We start from the raw sequence: 15,487 nt of genomic DNA, 5'->3' as shown, positions 1-15,487 counted from the left end.
ACCTCCCAGCCTGCTATTCCTTCTCCCCTTCAATATAATTCTGGCTTCTCTCAAACGTAGTATTTAAAGAAACCACATCCCGGAACATTACATCCTGGGAGCCGTTAATCATAATCTGCACCTTTGTCACTGTGGTCATCTCTGAAAGGGAGTCCACAATGGAGTAAATCGGTATATATTCATTCACTGCCAGGGTGGTATTGGCAAAGGCGGAATCAAAATTAATATAACATACATTATCTGTCACCGACAGGCTCAGTATCTTGCAGTCTGACGGAAGGGTGGGACTATGTCCCTCCTGACCAGGCCCGGCTATGAGCTGCTCCACTATGAGCTGCTCCAGAGAGGTATTGATGTTATGGACCACCTCCCGTTGCTCCGGCACCAGGCGGTTCCCTGTCTCATCGGCAAAGTACAGGGTCAGCTCTGTTTTCTCGTATGCATTTACATTGCTGGTATTCATGATGAAATCCGTGGATGACAGCATTCCCACCGGATTTCCCTGCCTGTCCATAAGAGGCTGGTCCCCGCAGTAAATATTGATATAGTCAATTCCCTCAATCTGCGTCAGGGTCCTGGTAAGGGCTGCCCGGCAGAGTATTTCCCGTTCTGCCTTCATGGCCGTGTAGTTCATGTCGAAGTACAGGTACAGCACCTGCTCCTCCTGACGGCTCCCCTGATAGGTCACACGGTCCGTCAGTCCAGGCTGGCAGTCCAAATCCTTTGGTACATTCAAAAACTGTTCCATCAGCTCCTTCACCAGCTCGCCCTTATCCTTTGTTTCTGTCTCATACACCTGGGGAACCAGCTTGGTGATGGATGCATTCAGATAGTAAATCAGATATCTGCCCGAAGCAGGGTCTGAGACAGGTGCCTCACCCTCTCCGCAGCCTGCCAGCAGTATTACCGCCGCCATTAAGGGCAGAATCAGCCTTTTCACGGTACGTCTGCTCATGGCTTCGCCTCCTGTCTCGGTACATAGTTGAGAGGTATTCTCACGCTGAATGTGGTTCCCTCTCCCGTTGCACTCTCCACGTCTATGATACCGTGATGCATCTGGATAACATTTTTCGTGATGGCCAGTCCCAGGCCGGTGCCGCCCACTTCCCTGGAACGCGCCTTATCCACCCGGAAAAACCGCTCAAATATATGCTCCAGCGCATCCTCCGGTATTCCGATACCGGTATCCGCCACCTTGATGTAAAAATATTTGTGGTCTGCATCCAGGGTCACGCGGACCACCCCTGAATCCCGGTTGTATTTGATGGCGTTTTCCACCAGGTTGGTGATTGCAAGGGAGATCTTCACCTTATCCACATCCGCTGTCACCTCCCGGATGCTCTCCAGAATCAGCTCCACATTTCCCCGTTTGGCAATGGGGCGCAGGCGCTTTAGAATCAGCTCCAGTTCCCCGTTAATATTCACCTGTTCTATATTCATCTGGTCTTCGGCTGTCTTATCCATCTTGACCAGCATCAGCAAATCCTCTATAATCTGGTTTTCCCGGTCAATCTCGTCCGAAATATCCGTCATGAACTCCCGGTACAGCTCCACAGGCACGTCTTCCATCCCCATAAGGGAATCAGCCAGCACACGGATGGAGGTGATGGGAGTCTTCAGCTCATGGGACACATTGGAAACAAACTCCTGGCGTGACTGGTCCACGGCCTTGAGCTTGCCTAGGGACTTCTGGACGGACTGGGACAAAAGCCTGGTTTCCCTGTAAGTCTCCTCCGTGATGTCTGCATCCAAATCTCCCTGGGCTACCCGGTCAAAGGACATCTGCAGTTTCTTAAACGGGCGCAGCAGCAGATGGGCTGCCACCACTCCCAGAACACTGAGCACAAGCACCATACACACCAGGAACAAGTGGGATTTTCCCATGACCTTGTCGGTCAGGGACAGGATATTCTCCGTGGATGCAGTGACCACAATAACACCGCTCACCGCTTTTCCATCCGCTGCATCATACACCGGAATGGTCTGGGCAAAATACTGCATGTCCTTGTTATAGTGGCTGCTGTTCTCACCCTTAAAGCACTTGATGACCTCTTCCGATAAATAGTACTTTCCCGTGGCCAGGTTAAAGGTATCTGTCATCACCCGGAAATTGCTTCCCACAATGACGATTCTGCCGTTGTACACATCGGACAGTGTCTGCATCTGGCTGTCCAGGCCGGCATTGTTCTTTTTCTCTGCCGTCATATAGCCGGAACGGGTCATTTTATTGCTGAGTATGACACACTGGTTCTGTATCTCTATGGACCTGGCATCCAGCTGGCTCTGCCGGAATGTTCCCACCAGAATGCCTGCCTCCAGAAAAAGCGGTATCAGGGCTGCGCCTATGATGATGGCTGCCAGAGGAACCTTCATGCTCATGCCAAAGGTGCGCAGCTTTTTAACAAATTTCTTTTCCGACACTTATTCCAGCTCCTTTAATTTCCTGGTACAGGCAACTGCCAGGGCTCCAGGGCCGATATGGCATCCGATGCTAAGGGAAAGAGGCGCACCAAACACAGGTACACCCGGATACAGTTCCCTTACCGTCTCTTCCAGCTCACGTGCCGCCTGCTCACTGCAGGTATGGGCAATCTGCAGATAGGTGTGTTCCGCCTGCCTGTCTGCCAGCCGTTCCTCCAGGTCGTGGGCCAGGGCAGTCAGCATAATGGTTCTGGCCTGTTTCATGGTCCTGGCTTTTGCAAATGCATCCAGCTTTTCCCCCTGAATGGTGAGCACTGGTTTTATCTTAAGCAGGGTTCCCAGGGCCGCAGCAGCAGGCGTTATCCTGCCGCCCTTTTTCAGATATTTAAGTGTGTCCACTGTAATGTAAATGGAGCTCTCAAACCGGGTGGCTTCCAGCTTTTCCTTTATCTGTTCCCCGCTCCATCCCATCTCTGCCAAATCCCTGGCATCCAGGGCTGACTGCCGCTGGGTAACGGAAATCCGCTGGTTATTTACCACCTGGACACGCCCATCGTAATCCTCCGCCAGCATACGGGCTGTCTGAAAAGAACCGCTGAGTCCGCTGGACATCGGGATATAGACCACCTGGTCATGGTCCTCCAGAAGCTGGTCCCACTGCTCCATCACATCCTTGGGAGACGGCTGGGATGTGGTAATGTCAGCTCCCTCTTCCATCCTTCTGTAAAATTCCTCATGGCTTAAATCAATTCCCTCGTAAAATACCTGACCGTCTATCATGAAAGGCATGGGAAGCACGTATATGCCCAGCTCCTTTGCCTCTTCCTGCGTCACTCCGCTGTTGCTGTCCGCAACAATCGCTATCTTCATATTAAATGTTCTCCTTTATGCAATCCCCTGGTTCAGCCTGTTTGCCGTTGTGTACAGCTGGTAATACATGCCCTTCTTTTCCAACAGCTGTTCATGATTTCCCTCTTCCACAATCTGGTTTCCCGCCAGCACAAGAATGCGGTCCGCCCCCTGTATGGTGGTCAGACGGTGGGCAATGGTAAGTGTGGTGCGGCCCACGGCCAGTTTCTCCAGTGACTGGGAAACCAGGAATTCGCTCTCATTGTCAAGGGCTGATGTGGCCTCGTCCATAAAATGTACCTCGTCCCCGCAACCCCTTGTAAACTCTGCGCTTAACGGCAGGCACATTTGTGTATTGTGTGCTTTGCAACAAAAAATAAAAGGCATAATCTCTATTTTAACCTTCCACCGCCTGATCCACTATGCTGGCTGAAGTATATAATTGATAATATATCCCCCGCTGCTTCATCAGTGTCTCATGGTTTCCTTCTTCCACAATACGGTTTTCTGAAAGTACCAGAATCCGGTCAGCTCCATGAATAGTGGTCAGCCGATGGGCGATTGTGAGTGTTGTTCTTCCTGCCGCCAGCTTATCCAGCGATTCAGCCACAAGATGTTCGCTCTCATTATCCAACGAGGCGGTGGCCTCGTCAAGTATTACAAGCTTTGGAGCTCGAAGCAGTACCCTGGCAATGCTGATCCGCTGCTTCTGTCCACCAGAAAGCTTCACCCCCCGTTCTCCCACATAAGTGTCATAGCCATCCTTTAATTCTTCGATAAATTCATGGGCGCCAGCCATTTTTGCAGCCCTGATGACTTCTTCCTGTGTCGCTTCTGGTTTCCCATATGCGATGTTTTCGTAAACACTGCCGGAAAAGAGATATACATCCTGCTGAACCACTCCTACATTACTTCGCAGGCTCTGGAGTGTTACCTTTTTAATATTCTGTCCATCCAGCAGGATTTCTCCCTCCGTAGGATCATAAAAGCGCGGGATAAGATTGCACAGTGTTGTTTTCCCGCCTCCTGACGGACCAACCAAGGCCACTTTTTCTCCCGGTTTTATCGTCAGGTTAATGTCGGAAAGCACCGGTGTGTGGTCGTCCGGATACTCAAAAGATACATGTTTAAAGGTGATTTCTCCCTCTACATTTTGAAGCGGCACCGCCCCTTCTTCATCAAAAATATCAACATTGGCATCCATCAGCTCTGTAAAACGTTCAATGCCGGTCATTCCTCTCTGGAACTGCTCTGCAAATTCTATAATACGGCGGATGGTTGCCAGCAGGGTTGTCACATATAACGTATATGCCACCAGATCTGCCGGTGCTATCAGTCCTTTTATCATGAAAATACCGCCAGCCACAATAACCACCACATACATGAGTCCGTCAAACATACGGATGGTATTCTGAAATGCAGCCATATACTTATAAGTCTGGCGCTTTATTTTCAGAAATTCCTGATTGTCACGGTTAAATTTTCCAATCTCCACATCTTCATTGGCGAAGGCCCGGACCACCTTATTTCCCAGCAGACTGTCCTCAATTCTGGCGTTCAGTTCGCCAATGTGATTTCTCTGATGCTTAAATGCCTTTTTAACCTGTATATTAAAGTAAGAACAGGATATTGCCATTACCGGAATCAGCACAAAGATGATTACCGTCAAAAGCAGATTAATTCGTGACAGAATCACAAAAGACACCACCGTCTTTAGAAATGCAATGAAAAATTCCTCCGGACAGTGATGTGCAAATTCCGTCACATCAAATAAATCACTGGTAATACGGGACATGATCTGCCCCACTTTTGTATTGTTAAAATAGTTATCCGACAGCTTCTGCAGATGTGCAAATGCATCCTCCCGCATATCCGTTTCAATGGCCGCTCCCATCACATGACCTGTATAGGCCATATAAAAACTGGCCAGGCCGTCAATAACTCGTAACAGGAAATAAAGCGCGCCGATTGTCACAATCGTGCGTATGGTCAGCGCGGACAAATCGGTCATTCCAATGTTCGTGATATAGCGCAGAATCAATGGCAGCACTAACTCACAGATGGTTGTGAGCGCGGCACAAAATAAATCCATTGTCATGATTCCTAAATATTTCCGGTAATATGGTGCAAATCGTTTCAGCAATGTACTCGTTTTCATCTCTTTTACTTTCGCATCCCTGCATATCATCTATATATTTCACCAATGTATAATCCAGCGCCTTCACTGACCTACACTATGTGATGTTTTCTAGTGTATCATAAAACCTCTTTTTTTTCCACCAGAAAAGCACAGCCTTTCGACTGTGCCGTTTATTCTTCTATGTTGTTTGTGATTATCCTGAACCGCAATATTATTCATCCCCCTCCTTTTAACGGTTTCAGGATATGTACCTGTTCATCTTTACAACTACCAGCAAATATATGCGATGCATGCCGGCTATGGGTTTTCATATTTTAAAGTCCACGGAGCAGATCCCTGTTTTTCCGTTCCAATGCTTTTTTTAGTTTTTCATTTTCCTTAACCAATTTCTCTTTCTCCTGCTGTGCGGCTCGCAACTGCTGGTGAAGTGCTTCTATTTCACTGTCCATAGCCATATCCAGTATTTTCTTTCTGGGATTACTCATACCTGCCTGCTGCTCCAGCGCTCGGTCCAGTTCTTTCCGCACAGTTGAATTTTTGTAGAAGAAGCCCCGTGAAAGTCCGGTCTTTTCCATCAATCTTGGGACTGTAAGCCTTTCTCCCTCATCCATCAGTTGAATAATTGCTTTCCTTGCCCGCTCAATTTTCTCATCGCTCACCCTTTTATTCAAGGCCAGCATCTTCTCGTATTTGCTCATATTCCGCCTCCCATCCGTCTAAATTCTGCAGGATAATCTCTGACAGCATATGCCTGACCTGCCGCGTTTCATCAGCCAGAACCTGATTGCTCATCTTTCTGTAATATTTTACATTTCGCACACCGCTGTGCCCTAGAAGCTTGGAGATTGTGAAATCGTCCAGGTGCATCTCCGTCAGCTTTACTCCATAGTAATGCCGATACATATGGCTTCCGAATCCGAATAACCGGCCATTATCATCCCTCAGATTTTTCTTGTGAATCATGGCCACTACCCTTATCTGGATTGTATTGTATTGCAAAGGTCTTGTTGGATCGTTGTCGTTTACAAAGACATATTTTGTTCGCCCATACCGCTCTCTTGTATAATCGATAGCCTTGTGTATTAAAGAAGCCAGTTCTTCACTGATTGGCTTCTCGTAGGTCTTGGTTTTCATCTGCCGTATTCTAATGATGGTTTCGCCTCTGTATTCATACAGGCAGTCTGTTTCCAGCGTTAAAGTATCAGATATCCGGGTACCCAGCATCTGGTGAATTATCATCGCCCTGGCAAACTGTTCATCCAGCTTTACAATACTGGCGTTAAGCCGCTTCAGTTCCCCGTCAGAATAAACCTTGAATTCTGCCCGTGGAGTGGGTGGTATATCACGGTTCAAAAACAGTCCTTCCAAATTCGGGTATGCACATATCTTCCCAATAGTTTCCAGAATACCCCTAAGCCGGTTCAGCTCTGTGTGGAAATGCTTTGTTGTGGTTTCTTCCGTTTTTAAAAATATCAGGTATTCCTCCATAACTTCCCGGTCTATATCCCGGCAGGATTTTACCCCTTTTTGTTTCTCGGACAGATATTTTGAGAATCGCCGCATAGCCGTCATTTCTCTTTGTACACATGATATTGCCTCGCCCTGCAGATTCAAATAAATCCCTCTTTTTAATTCTTTCCGCATCTCCGGCTGAAAAATCTTTGTAAAGTTTATCGTTTTGAAGTTCTTTACCAGATTTTTCTGTATCCGTATATCCAGTTTATCCAATTCCCAGATATCCTTCTCCTGCTCTACTATATTGTCTTGCTGTCCTAAAAATTCCAACACCCACTTCAGATAGCATACCAGTTTGGACTGCACCATACTTACATTGCCATATACGCCGTGGTTCTCATGCATTATGGCGATACCTTCTTCCAGCATCCAGCCCTTAAACTGCCGCAGCCATATTTCCATGCTTCGGTCATGAAAGCTACTTATCCGCCTGGCACGTTTCTGTAAAAAAGTACACATTTTGATGTAAAATTGACGCTCTCCATAAAGAGTGGACAGTACTACCTGGCTGGCCCTGTATTTAATAAAAGCCGCCATTTCCCGCTGCATAACCGGCGATGTTAGAAGCTGCAGGTCATAGTATGGATTTTGTGCCACATATTTTTTATCGGTTTCCGTAACTGTCTGATATAAATCATATAAATAGACTCTGTTTTCCATCCTCTCACTCCTTCCCCTTTTTTAAACTGGCTGCCAGACTGTTATGCTTACTGAAATATTCTTCATTTGCATTCGCCAGCTTCCTCGGCATATAATCAATATATTGGCGTGTCATTTCCTCATAAACATGTCCCAGGTAATCCCGCACCCCCTGCAGAGACACGCCGTTATCATAAAATAAGGTCGCTATACTGTGCCGGTAATCATGGGATTGAAACAGGTACTCCCCATTCTGAATACTGTTCTCAACGCAGCATTTCTGCATGTTGCTTCGGAAGGTACTGCTTTTATATGCTCCCCCCTTCTGATTCTGAAACACATAATCTGCCGGGCCTATCTCATACTTTTTTAAATACTCTTTCATCAATTTATACAGTGCGTCAGGAATAGGGATTCTTTTATAGCTTTTCATTTTTATCTGGTAAACTTGAATCCAAGCATCTCTCCCCTGTATGTAATAGGCATCCCCTTTCAGCGTACATACCTCACTGATTCGCAGGCCGATGCTCCACAGATGCAGATACATTAGGCGGGTTTTCTCTGGAAACCGATATAGCTTTTGCAAAATTTCGCGGGAAACCTCCAGTTCCACGCTCCTGTCCAGATGCTGGGGGACAGCTTTTTTCAGATAATAATCTGCACAGAACGGCACTTTTTCAATGTATCTTCGAGCCAGCAGAAAATCAAAGAAATGTTGGATACCCATAACCATTTTATTGAAAGTTGCGGCCTGTATCCTTCGTTCCTGCTGTTTTCTGAAATATGCGTCCATTTGTTCCGATGAAATGGCACATATATCTGCCATTTCATCCTGCATCAGCTCCACCAATAAGTTCTTCACATGATACATTTCTGAACGCAGATTCTTAATTGTCAGATTCGTAATTCCAAGCCCATAGCGCATATATTTTTTCAGCAGTTCACGATTCCTTTTATGTGTAACTTCTATAAAGGACAGCGTAACCACCGGGCTTGACAAATCGATTCGCTCCGGCTGGAAATGGAACCGTTCCAGGTACCATACATGGGCTTCCCAATGAATTTCCTCTGCCTGCAGAAATAGTATTTTTCGGCACAAATCCACGATACCAATGTTTTTTTCTGTTTCTTTCCCCGGTTTCAGCAAGTCCGCAAATCTTTGATATTGTTGAAGTTCCAGCAGCTCGATATCTTCAATCGCTTCCCCTGCACAAAAATCATAGAACATCTTTAAAGAATCTATATGCTTTCGTAACGTTTCACGGTCCTTGTCCTGTTCCAGCAAATAGTTCAGTACGCTGAACACCTGCCGTTTCATCTTTTCAGGAGCTTTCCTTCCAAAGTCCCAAGCGAGTTCATCCTTCCTTTGAGCCTTATCCAGTTTCCTGACCAGTTCCTGGTTCGGGTGGTAAGGCAGAAAAAATACCTGGTTCTCATATTTTAACTGTATCCTTCTGCTGTTTACCACGCGCATCTGGCTGTGTATGGAGTGTTGTTTAATCCTATCAAATGCCTTTTCGTATATGGAATAACAGGCCGGTTTAATCTGCCCCGTGAGGAACTGCCGAAACTCCCTCCTTAATGGATAATCCAGTTCAGAAATATGCCAGATTCCATATTCCATCATGAATATCTCCACTTTATTCCGATAGGTAGATTCTACCTCGCTACACTCTGCCAGTTCCGCCTCCAGTTGCTCCCGAAGCTGTTTTGTATCTTCCTTTAGTTCCAGCCGTAATAACTGGCTTGCTGGCATTTACCATCACCTCCGCTTCTATGGCACCCTTCCGATACCGTAATTTATGGAGTGTTTTGCATAAAATTCACGGCTTGCCTCTAGCAGTTTGTCATCCAGGATACCGAGGTATTTGATTGTAGTATCCAAATGCTTATGCCCCAGCGCCTGGCTGATTAACTCAAGAGGCCAGCCGGCATTCCACCTTGTGACTGCAAAATATCTCCTTAACATATGTGGCGTTAGTTCTACTCCTGTCTTTTTTTCCGCTCTTTCCAGCATGGCATAGACACTATCAGCATTCAGAGGCTGTCCCGCTGTCTTTCCTGAGATGTTAATGAATAAATATTTTCCATACTGTAGCAGTTCTCTGTACTCTGACAGGTAATGCATCAGAAAATCAAAGGCATCATCACTGATTTTTCCTTTCCGGTACTCTGCGTTCTTCGCACGGGCTTCATTCTCATTGTCGTCACGGAAATATACTCCTACCGTATGATTCTGGTAATCAATGTCCCGGCTATAATCCACGCCCAGGATTTCTCCGATACGGAATCCTGTTTCAGCAAGCAGCAGGATTAGTAATTGATCCCGGCTGTTGGTACATGCCTGCAAAGTCTCTATAATTTCTTCTTCACCTGCCGCCCGCACATTCCGTTCCTCGGCTTTCATATAACCTTTAAAGGATTGCGAACGCAGGGTCCGTTTTACACCGACTGCATTCGCCAGCGTAATCTGGTTATAAGACAGAACCCGGAGAGCCTGCACAAAATTACATTCTGTCAGAAAAAGATAGAACCTGAACACATCTTTTAAATATGCGTTGCAGGTTCCGTTATCCGTATCCCCTATTTGATTTTTTTCAGTATGGCGGCCATCTTTCAGCCAGTACAAAAACTGGGTAAAGTGACTGCTCTGTTCCTCATACTCCATTTCACACACCGTAGAAAAGTCCCATTCTTTTTCTGCCATATATTCCAGATAGTAGCAGAGAGAAAATGCATACCGCTTTACCGTGTTCGGAGATAGATTGGACTTAATCTTGTGCTTTAAATATTTACTGGGAAGCAAGGCGATTTCCAGTGTCTCGCAGTCCATGATATAAAAGTATTTTCTTGTTCCCTCTAGTGCTGTTTCTACCGTATATCGCTTCAACTTCCCTCGCCTCCTTTCCTAACGCCATACACAGTATACCGTGTTACGGCGTTCATAGCTATCACAAAGACCACTGAAAAACCACTGAATTTTCAGAGTGAAACCCAAGCATAACCAACAACAGCTCTCAGTCTGTCTCGTAGCTTCCGACAACGCTGACCGCCATTCCTAAAATTCAAGCCATGCCTTTTTCTCCCTTCTGTGGGCTGGACCACTTCCTATGGCCTAACCCATCATGAATTCTGCCATTGCCACTGCCTGATCTCCCTCGGCAAAGTATTGGTCTGCCACGGCCCTGTCCACCGCCAGAATTTCCCCGGCCGATTTCTCTCCCGTCTGGATGGGCGCCAGGTGGCTCAATATCATCCTGCTTCATCGCTTTTCGCCTCGCTTTCCTCTTAAAACATTGACAGGTTATACCGGCCTTCTGCCGGAGAATAGATTTCCAGACCATAGCTGCTGGCCAACGCCTGAAGCTGCGCCAATTGCAGGGACGAATGCGACAGGCAGTTCCGGCTTACGATCAGCAGAACAGCCACACCATCATTTTTCACAGCTGCTATAAAACGTAAAAATCCCTCCCTCTCCCAAAGCGGTTCCATCCCCATATCGCTGGAGCTGCCAACCGCCTCAAAACGCATCTGCTCCGAATAATCCATGAGGCTTTTAAACTGTTCCTTCAAAGCGCCATGTGTATCCTCCGGCGCATCTATGGAACAATAAATCCAAGCACGTTTTCCTTTTCCCATTTCTGTCCTCCTTATGGCTATATGTTTGAAGCGCTGTACTGCTCCAGTATGCCGTCCAGCCCAAAGCTGACCGCGATGGCGTTGTCCACATACTGCATAGTGACTGCATTCAACCGGCCTATGTATTCTTTCAACCGGGCGCGGTCAATGGTCCGCACCTGCTCCAGCAGAACCATCGAATTCTGGTGCAGCCCATGAAAGCTGCCATCCAGCTTGATGTGAGTAGGGAGCCGGTGCTTGCCGGATCTGCTGGTGATCGCCGCGGCAATCACGGTCGGGCTAAAGCGGTTCCCCATATCATTCTGGATGATCAGCACAGGACGCACACCGCCCTGCTCGGAGCCGATGACCGGCGTCAGGTCTGCATAAAAAATATCGCCTTTTTTAATATGCATAAAATAGTCCTCCTTTCATTTCATGACACAAGGACGGCGGCAGCCTCCATCGGCCGCGAACACCAGAAGATAAAGCAGCTTTTATTGGCTGCCACCGTAGTTTCTATCATGAAATCAAATCATTTGTTCTTCGTTTTCTCCTGCTCCTATTCGACACTACTTCCCGGAGCAGAGCGCCCTAATGCGCTCTATGGGCAGCAGGCACAGACCGGCCTCTGGTTGACGCCACTTAAGGTGTGGCGCAGGCCGTCATGGGATTCTCACCCCTCCGGGGATCTCCCGGAGCCGCCCTCATTGCGTGTTCCCGCGTCTGCGGGGCTGTGACTGGACGGAAGTATCATGGTAGGCTGTTCAGGTCATTGCGGGGCGGCTTACCATAGGCCGCATTTGGACGGACAGTTCTCGCTCGGCACCTTTGATGCTATCTTATTGACAGGCACTCTGACTGCCTGCAGGTGGTCTTGGCGTATCCTCCTTGCCGCTTTCCCTTTCGGGATGAACAGCTAACGTATCTGAGCTGCTGGATATGACTGCCGTGGAGGCAGTGTTTTTCAAGGATCAACAGGGAGAGATATTTTCCCCCTCACTTACTTCCACGTTGGCAGAGCATCTTGTACACCCTAAAATTGAAATCTTTTTAAATTTTTTTTGAGCTTGTCCAAAATGCGGTTTTTCTGTTTCTGGATAACATTGTGGAAAATGCCCCTCTCATCAGCGATTTCACGCACTGTGCGCTCCTCAAAATAGAGCTGCTCAATCAGTGTACGCTCATCCTCTGGGAGAAGGGATAGAGCTTTATGTAGCTGCTGATACTGGATGCTGCGGATTGCGATTTCTTCCACGCTGTCGGTTTCCTCCGCAAACTGCTCATCCTGCTCCAACAGCCGTTCATAGGAATCCTCACGGCTGGGGATGATGGTAACGGTCTGCCCATCCTGATCCACGATGGTTTGCTCCGCCTTGAGGTCATACTCTTGGTACTGCATTTTTCTTTCTGTGGTTTTCAGCACAGCGATGACTTCCTCGCTGGCCTCCGGATACAGCTTTCTGTAATCCGGGATTCGGTTTGGCTTTGCCATAGGCTTGTCCTCCTTCATTTTCAAGTGCGATGAAAACGAAGGACAAGCGGTGGACTACGACACCGCAGCGGCTGGTACTCTGGAATGGAGCGGGGAGTTTTCACTGTGACTCTTTCGAATGGCGGCTTTTTCAGTATATATTTTGCAATGATGAAAAATAAAAGTTTTACCAAACCAAAAAAGACTGCACTTCCCTTGACAAGAAGTACAGTCCAATATGGAATGCCATACTTATATTTTTCCCGTTTGTTTCCCTGTACTCTGACAGTCATCCAATCAAGTTGTTTGACAACTCACGTTATCTCTTTTTTCAGAAGCAAAAACTACGTTCTGCATAGCTTGCATTACATGGAATACTGCCGTGGCTTCCCGTTTCTGTCTAATTACACAAAAGTGAGAGGATAGGATTTTAAGAATGGGGATGCAATTTGATGCCTGTAAGTATAACAAGCTAAACTTCGCTCCCGGCTTGCTGTTCAAAACTTTGGGACAGTACACGCAAAGCAGGACGCTAGATTTCTGGCAGTCATTCTGCGCCTCATGAAGTCTCTGTTTGTCATTGTCAACTGTCAATATCCATCGTTTCATGTGCGTCCCCCTTTTCCAGACAAAAGCAAAAACCGTCGTCACATAAGTAGACGGCGGCCTTGCCAACTAATTTTTAATATGGATTTGTTCTCTCTGACTTTTCCTTGCTGCATTGCCATAATGCACTCTTTAAAGCTCACTTGCAACAGAAGAACTCTGTCTCAAAATACTCATGGTGAGACTGTGTAACCCCCCACTAATTGATTTGTTATTTTACAAACATTTGCATATCATTAAAATAAATTTCAACAGGTAAACTGCTAATAAATTTCAACATATCCCTTAATGCCTTCCTCTGAATCCGCTTTAATGTTCGTTCTGATTTTCCATTATTGTTCCCATACTTTTCTGAAAATAATTTTGTAGTTTCCACCCATGTATGATGGCATACCAAATGAGTATCAATTACGAAGTTCTCCACCTCACTCAATATAGCCATAGCATCCATAATAATCTCAACTTGAAATGACCATTTATCGTATTTCTCTAATGTGTCCTCATCGTAACGAATATCTAAGCAGCTCTTTAAAATTCCAACCCGTGTTTTTGTTGTGTGAAAATCACATAATATTTCTTTTAACTCTGCTTCCGTCATCATCCTCATCCTATTCCTTCCCATATATTATTTATGGCAGCAGTAGCTGATAGACAGCCCCGTCTATTCTTTACAGTAATAAACACTAATCTGGAAATTATTTCTACAAGGAATCTTATATTGACACCATATTGGCACTTTTACCGGCACCATATTGACACTTACCAACTAAGTGAAAAAATAGTATAGTAATCTTATCCGTCAGACAAAAAAATATATATGGAGTAGTTTCTATATTCCTCATTTATTCCTTTTTATAAAATAAAAAGGAGTAAAAATGGAAGACTCTGTATCATTACTTATCAATAAGTTTTTAGATACCGGAAACGAAAAATATTTTGAGCAATTATTAGAGCGCTTTTCACCGTTACTCAAAGCCTACGCACGGAAGCTATACTATCTTGATTATGAAGATAGCCTTCAGGAATTGAGCATTTCATTATTTGAAGCCATTAGCAAGATGAAAACCATAGATAATGAATATGCCTGTATTTCTTACATAAAGAAGTCGATTATACATAAATTTACAAAGTTATACCATTTAAGTGTAGATACCCAACAGAATCAGGCAGACAGTTTCAGTTTAGACTGTGATAGCAATATTATTATTTCGCCGGAATATGAAACGGAACACTGCATATCTCATACCGATTTGATAAACAGTTTAAAAACGAAGACTCCGATGGAGCGTAATATAATATTTTTGATTATGCAGGGATATAGTGATGAGGAAATTGGAGAAAAATTAGGATACACCCGGCAATATATTAACCGCAAAAAGAAAAAAATATTACATACCGACGGTTCTCAATAAACCGCCGATGGCGGCTTATTGAGATTGTTCATTCACTCCATTGGTATATAGAGCGTAAAGATTGTCGAGTTTGCTATTGATTTCGTTTACAATCATAAGTTTATCAGATAGCTCTAGCAATAGCTGCTGATATTCTTTCTCCCTGGTATTCTGAAGTTCATCCAGCTTATCATTCTTCTTGATTGTGTATAATAGCAAAAAGACAAATAGCACAGCCCATATCCCCTGGGATTGTATTAATTGAATTATAATTTCTTCCAATTTTATATGACCTCCTCTCTATACATAGATTAAATAAGTTTAAAAACACAAATATAGAAACTAAACATTATATAATTTTTTATAAGCACAACTAATAGTACTATTTATAATATCAATGGTTATTTCAATAAAAAGTGCAACTTCTGTATACTTTAAAATAATACCAAGAGTAATATTTTAATAACCGAACAGGAGTTGTACAATAATGGACAAGAAAGCATTTGGAAAAGAATTACAAAAGTACAGAGAACAGGCAGGCTATAGCCAAGAAACTTTAGCTGAATGTGTTGGATGTAGTTCTATTTTTATTTCGTATATTGAACGTGGGGTAAAATCTCCCAGTCTGAATACCCTAATCAGTATATCAAATACTTTAAACGTATCGGTAGATATTCTTTTAGGAAAGGAACTGAAAAAATATAGCTCGGAAAAATTAAAACACATCGAAAAACGCTTAACCCCCTTACCAGAGCAAGAACAGCAGAGAATCCTAGATATTATGGATTCGGCCATCACCATTGAACTGGATTACTATAGTAAAAGGGGGTAAGA

Annotated in this window: 16 protein-coding genes and 1 pseudogene; 2 read left to right on the top strand and 15 right to left on the bottom strand. The window is 45.1% G+C overall.

Annotated elements, in window-relative coordinates:
- Nucleotides 1-13 precede the first annotated feature (13 nt).
- The 14 genes and pseudogenes from FGS84_RS19150 to FGS84_RS19090 all read right to left on the bottom strand — a co-directional run bounded on the left by FGS84_RS19150 (nucleotide 14) and on the right by FGS84_RS19090 (nucleotide 13,869).
- Nucleotides 14-955 carry a GerMN domain-containing protein gene (locus tag FGS84_RS19150; RefSeq protein ID WP_138310003.1) on the bottom strand — a complete coding sequence of 314 codons (942 nt, stop codon included), beginning with the start codon at nucleotides 953-955 and terminating at the stop codon, nucleotides 14-16.
- Nucleotides 952-2,421: a HAMP domain-containing sensor histidine kinase gene (locus tag FGS84_RS19145; RefSeq protein WP_138310002.1), complete on the bottom strand. Its 1,470-nt coding sequence runs from the start codon at nucleotides 2,419-2,421 to the stop codon at nucleotides 952-954. Before FGS84_RS19145 ends, FGS84_RS19150 begins: the two co-directional genes overlap by 4 nt.
- On the bottom strand, nucleotides 2,422-3,291 hold the full coding sequence (locus FGS84_RS19140) for a DegV family protein (RefSeq protein WP_138310001.1): 870 nt from the start codon (nucleotides 3,289-3,291) through the stop codon (nucleotides 2,422-2,424).
- Between the two features lie 15 nt (nucleotides 3,292-3,306).
- Nucleotides 3,307-3,561 (bottom strand): annotated as a pseudogene (locus FGS84_RS19135) (ABC transporter ATP-binding protein); the annotation flags it as partial.
- 106 nt (nucleotides 3,562-3,667) lie between these two features.
- Nucleotides 3,668-5,428 (bottom strand): ABC transporter ATP-binding protein, encoded by a 1,761-nt coding sequence (locus tag FGS84_RS19130; protein ID WP_171042678.1) that lies wholly within the window; start codon nucleotides 5,426-5,428, stop codon nucleotides 3,668-3,670.
- A 296-nt stretch (nucleotides 5,429-5,724) separates the two neighbouring features.
- Nucleotides 5,725-6,108: a DUF6262 family protein gene (locus tag FGS84_RS19125; protein ID WP_002595426.1), complete on the bottom strand. Its 384-nt coding sequence runs from the start codon at nucleotides 6,106-6,108 to the stop codon at nucleotides 5,725-5,727.
- Nucleotides 6,074-7,585, bottom strand: a complete 1,512-nt coding sequence (locus FGS84_RS19120) for a tyrosine-type recombinase/integrase (RefSeq protein WP_002595425.1) — start codon at nucleotides 7,583-7,585, stop codon at nucleotides 6,074-6,076. Before FGS84_RS19120 ends, FGS84_RS19125 begins: the two co-directional genes overlap by 35 nt.
- A gap of 4 nt (nucleotides 7,586-7,589) precedes the next feature.
- Entirely contained in the window at nucleotides 7,590-9,320 is a 1,731-nt protein-coding gene (locus tag FGS84_RS19115; protein WP_002595424.1) for a tyrosine-type recombinase/integrase, read from the bottom strand.
- Between the two features lie 18 nt (nucleotides 9,321-9,338).
- The gene (locus FGS84_RS19110; RefSeq protein WP_002595423.1) at nucleotides 9,339-10,454 is read right to left on the bottom strand and encodes a tyrosine-type recombinase/integrase; all 1,116 of its coding nucleotides are present in this window, start codon (nucleotides 10,452-10,454) and stop codon (nucleotides 9,339-9,341) included.
- A 225-nt stretch (nucleotides 10,455-10,679) separates the two neighbouring features.
- On the bottom strand, nucleotides 10,680-10,820 hold the full coding sequence (locus FGS84_RS30960) for a hypothetical protein (RefSeq protein WP_157405761.1): 141 nt from the start codon (nucleotides 10,818-10,820) through the stop codon (nucleotides 10,680-10,682).
- A gap of 32 nt (nucleotides 10,821-10,852) precedes the next feature.
- Complete coding sequence (locus tag FGS84_RS19105) at nucleotides 10,853-11,203, bottom strand: hypothetical protein (RefSeq protein ID WP_002595421.1); 351 nt, start codon at nucleotides 11,201-11,203, stop codon at nucleotides 10,853-10,855.
- Between the two features lie 17 nt (nucleotides 11,204-11,220).
- The gene (locus FGS84_RS19100; RefSeq protein ID WP_002595420.1) at nucleotides 11,221-11,598 is read right to left on the bottom strand and encodes a type II toxin-antitoxin system PemK/MazF family toxin; all 378 of its coding nucleotides are present in this window, start codon (nucleotides 11,596-11,598) and stop codon (nucleotides 11,221-11,223) included.
- Nucleotides 11,599-12,218: 620 nt separating this feature from the next.
- Nucleotides 12,219-12,677: a sigma-70 family RNA polymerase sigma factor gene (locus FGS84_RS19095; RefSeq protein ID WP_002595419.1), complete on the bottom strand. Its 459-nt coding sequence runs from the start codon at nucleotides 12,675-12,677 to the stop codon at nucleotides 12,219-12,221.
- Between the two features lie 796 nt (nucleotides 12,678-13,473).
- Nucleotides 13,474-13,869 (bottom strand): hypothetical protein, encoded by a 396-nt coding sequence (locus FGS84_RS19090; protein WP_038292831.1) that lies wholly within the window; start codon nucleotides 13,867-13,869, stop codon nucleotides 13,474-13,476.
- Nucleotides 13,870-14,137: 268 nt separating this feature from the next.
- On the opposite strand from FGS84_RS19090, the gene FGS84_RS19085 reads away from it, so the two are divergent.
- On the top strand, nucleotides 14,138-14,674 hold the full coding sequence (locus FGS84_RS19085; RefSeq protein ID WP_002595416.1) for a sigma-70 family RNA polymerase sigma factor: 537 nt from the start codon (nucleotides 14,138-14,140) through the stop codon (nucleotides 14,672-14,674).
- A 15-nt stretch (nucleotides 14,675-14,689) separates the two neighbouring features.
- Here the strand turns inward: FGS84_RS19085 and FGS84_RS19080 are convergent, their stop codons facing one another.
- Nucleotides 14,690-14,935 (bottom strand): BhlA/UviB family holin-like peptide, encoded by a 246-nt coding sequence (locus tag FGS84_RS19080; protein ID WP_002595415.1) that lies wholly within the window; start codon nucleotides 14,933-14,935, stop codon nucleotides 14,690-14,692.
- Nucleotides 14,936-15,140: 205 nt separating this feature from the next.
- Between FGS84_RS19080 and FGS84_RS19075 the strand changes: the two genes are divergently transcribed.
- The gene (locus FGS84_RS19075; RefSeq protein WP_002595414.1) at nucleotides 15,141-15,485 is read left to right on the top strand and encodes a helix-turn-helix transcriptional regulator; all 345 of its coding nucleotides are present in this window, start codon (nucleotides 15,141-15,143) and stop codon (nucleotides 15,483-15,485) included.
- The last annotated feature ends 2 nt before the right edge of the window (nucleotides 15,486-15,487 follow it).

The organism is Clostridium sp. 1001271st1 H5 (assembly GCF_005845215.1).
Classification (GTDB): Bacteria; Bacillota; Clostridia; order Lachnospirales; family Lachnospiraceae; genus Enterocloster.
Note: the sequence above shows the minus strand (reverse complement) of the source record. Positions and strands in the feature narration are given on the sequence as shown.

What these genes read in the sequence shown, in the direction of transcription:
- FGS84_RS19150 (WP_138310003.1), bottom strand. Translation starts at nt 955, where the DNA reads ATGAGCAGACGTACCGTGAAAAGGCTGATTCTGCCCTTAATGGCGGCG.
- FGS84_RS19140 (WP_138310001.1), bottom strand. Translation starts at nt 3,291, where the DNA reads ATGAAGATAGCGATTGTTGCGGACAGCAACAGCGGAGTGACGCAGGAA.
- FGS84_RS19130 (WP_171042678.1), bottom strand. Translation starts at nt 5,428, where the DNA reads ATGAAAACGAGTACATTGCTGAAACGATTTGCACCATATTACCGGAAA.
- FGS84_RS19125 (WP_002595426.1), bottom strand. Translation starts at nt 6,108, where the DNA reads ATGAGCAAATACGAGAAGATGCTGGCCTTGAATAAAAGGGTGAGCGAT.
- FGS84_RS19120 (WP_002595425.1), bottom strand. Translation starts at nt 7,585, where the DNA reads ATGGAAAACAGAGTCTATTTATATGATTTATATCAGACAGTTACGGAA.
- FGS84_RS19115 (WP_002595424.1), bottom strand. Translation starts at nt 9,320, where the DNA reads ATGCCAGCAAGCCAGTTATTACGGCTGGAACTAAAGGAAGATACAAAA.
- FGS84_RS30960 (WP_157405761.1), bottom strand. Translation starts at nt 10,820, where the DNA reads ATGATATTGAGCCACCTGGCGCCCATCCAGACGGGAGAGAAATCGGCC.
- FGS84_RS19105 (WP_002595421.1), bottom strand. Translation starts at nt 11,203, where the DNA reads ATGGGAAAAGGAAAACGTGCTTGGATTTATTGTTCCATAGATGCGCCG.
- FGS84_RS19100 (WP_002595420.1), bottom strand. Translation starts at nt 11,598, where the DNA reads ATGCATATTAAAAAAGGCGATATTTTTTATGCAGACCTGACGCCGGTC.
- FGS84_RS19095 (WP_002595419.1), bottom strand. Translation starts at nt 12,677, where the DNA reads ATGGCAAAGCCAAACCGAATCCCGGATTACAGAAAGCTGTATCCGGAG.
- FGS84_RS19090 (WP_038292831.1), bottom strand. Translation starts at nt 13,869, where the DNA reads ATGAGGATGATGACGGAAGCAGAGTTAAAAGAAATATTATGTGATTTT.
- FGS84_RS19085 (WP_002595416.1), top strand. Translation starts at nt 14,138, where the DNA reads ATGGAAGACTCTGTATCATTACTTATCAATAAGTTTTTAGATACCGGA.
- FGS84_RS19075 (WP_002595414.1), top strand. Translation starts at nt 15,141, where the DNA reads ATGGACAAGAAAGCATTTGGAAAAGAATTACAAAAGTACAGAGAACAG.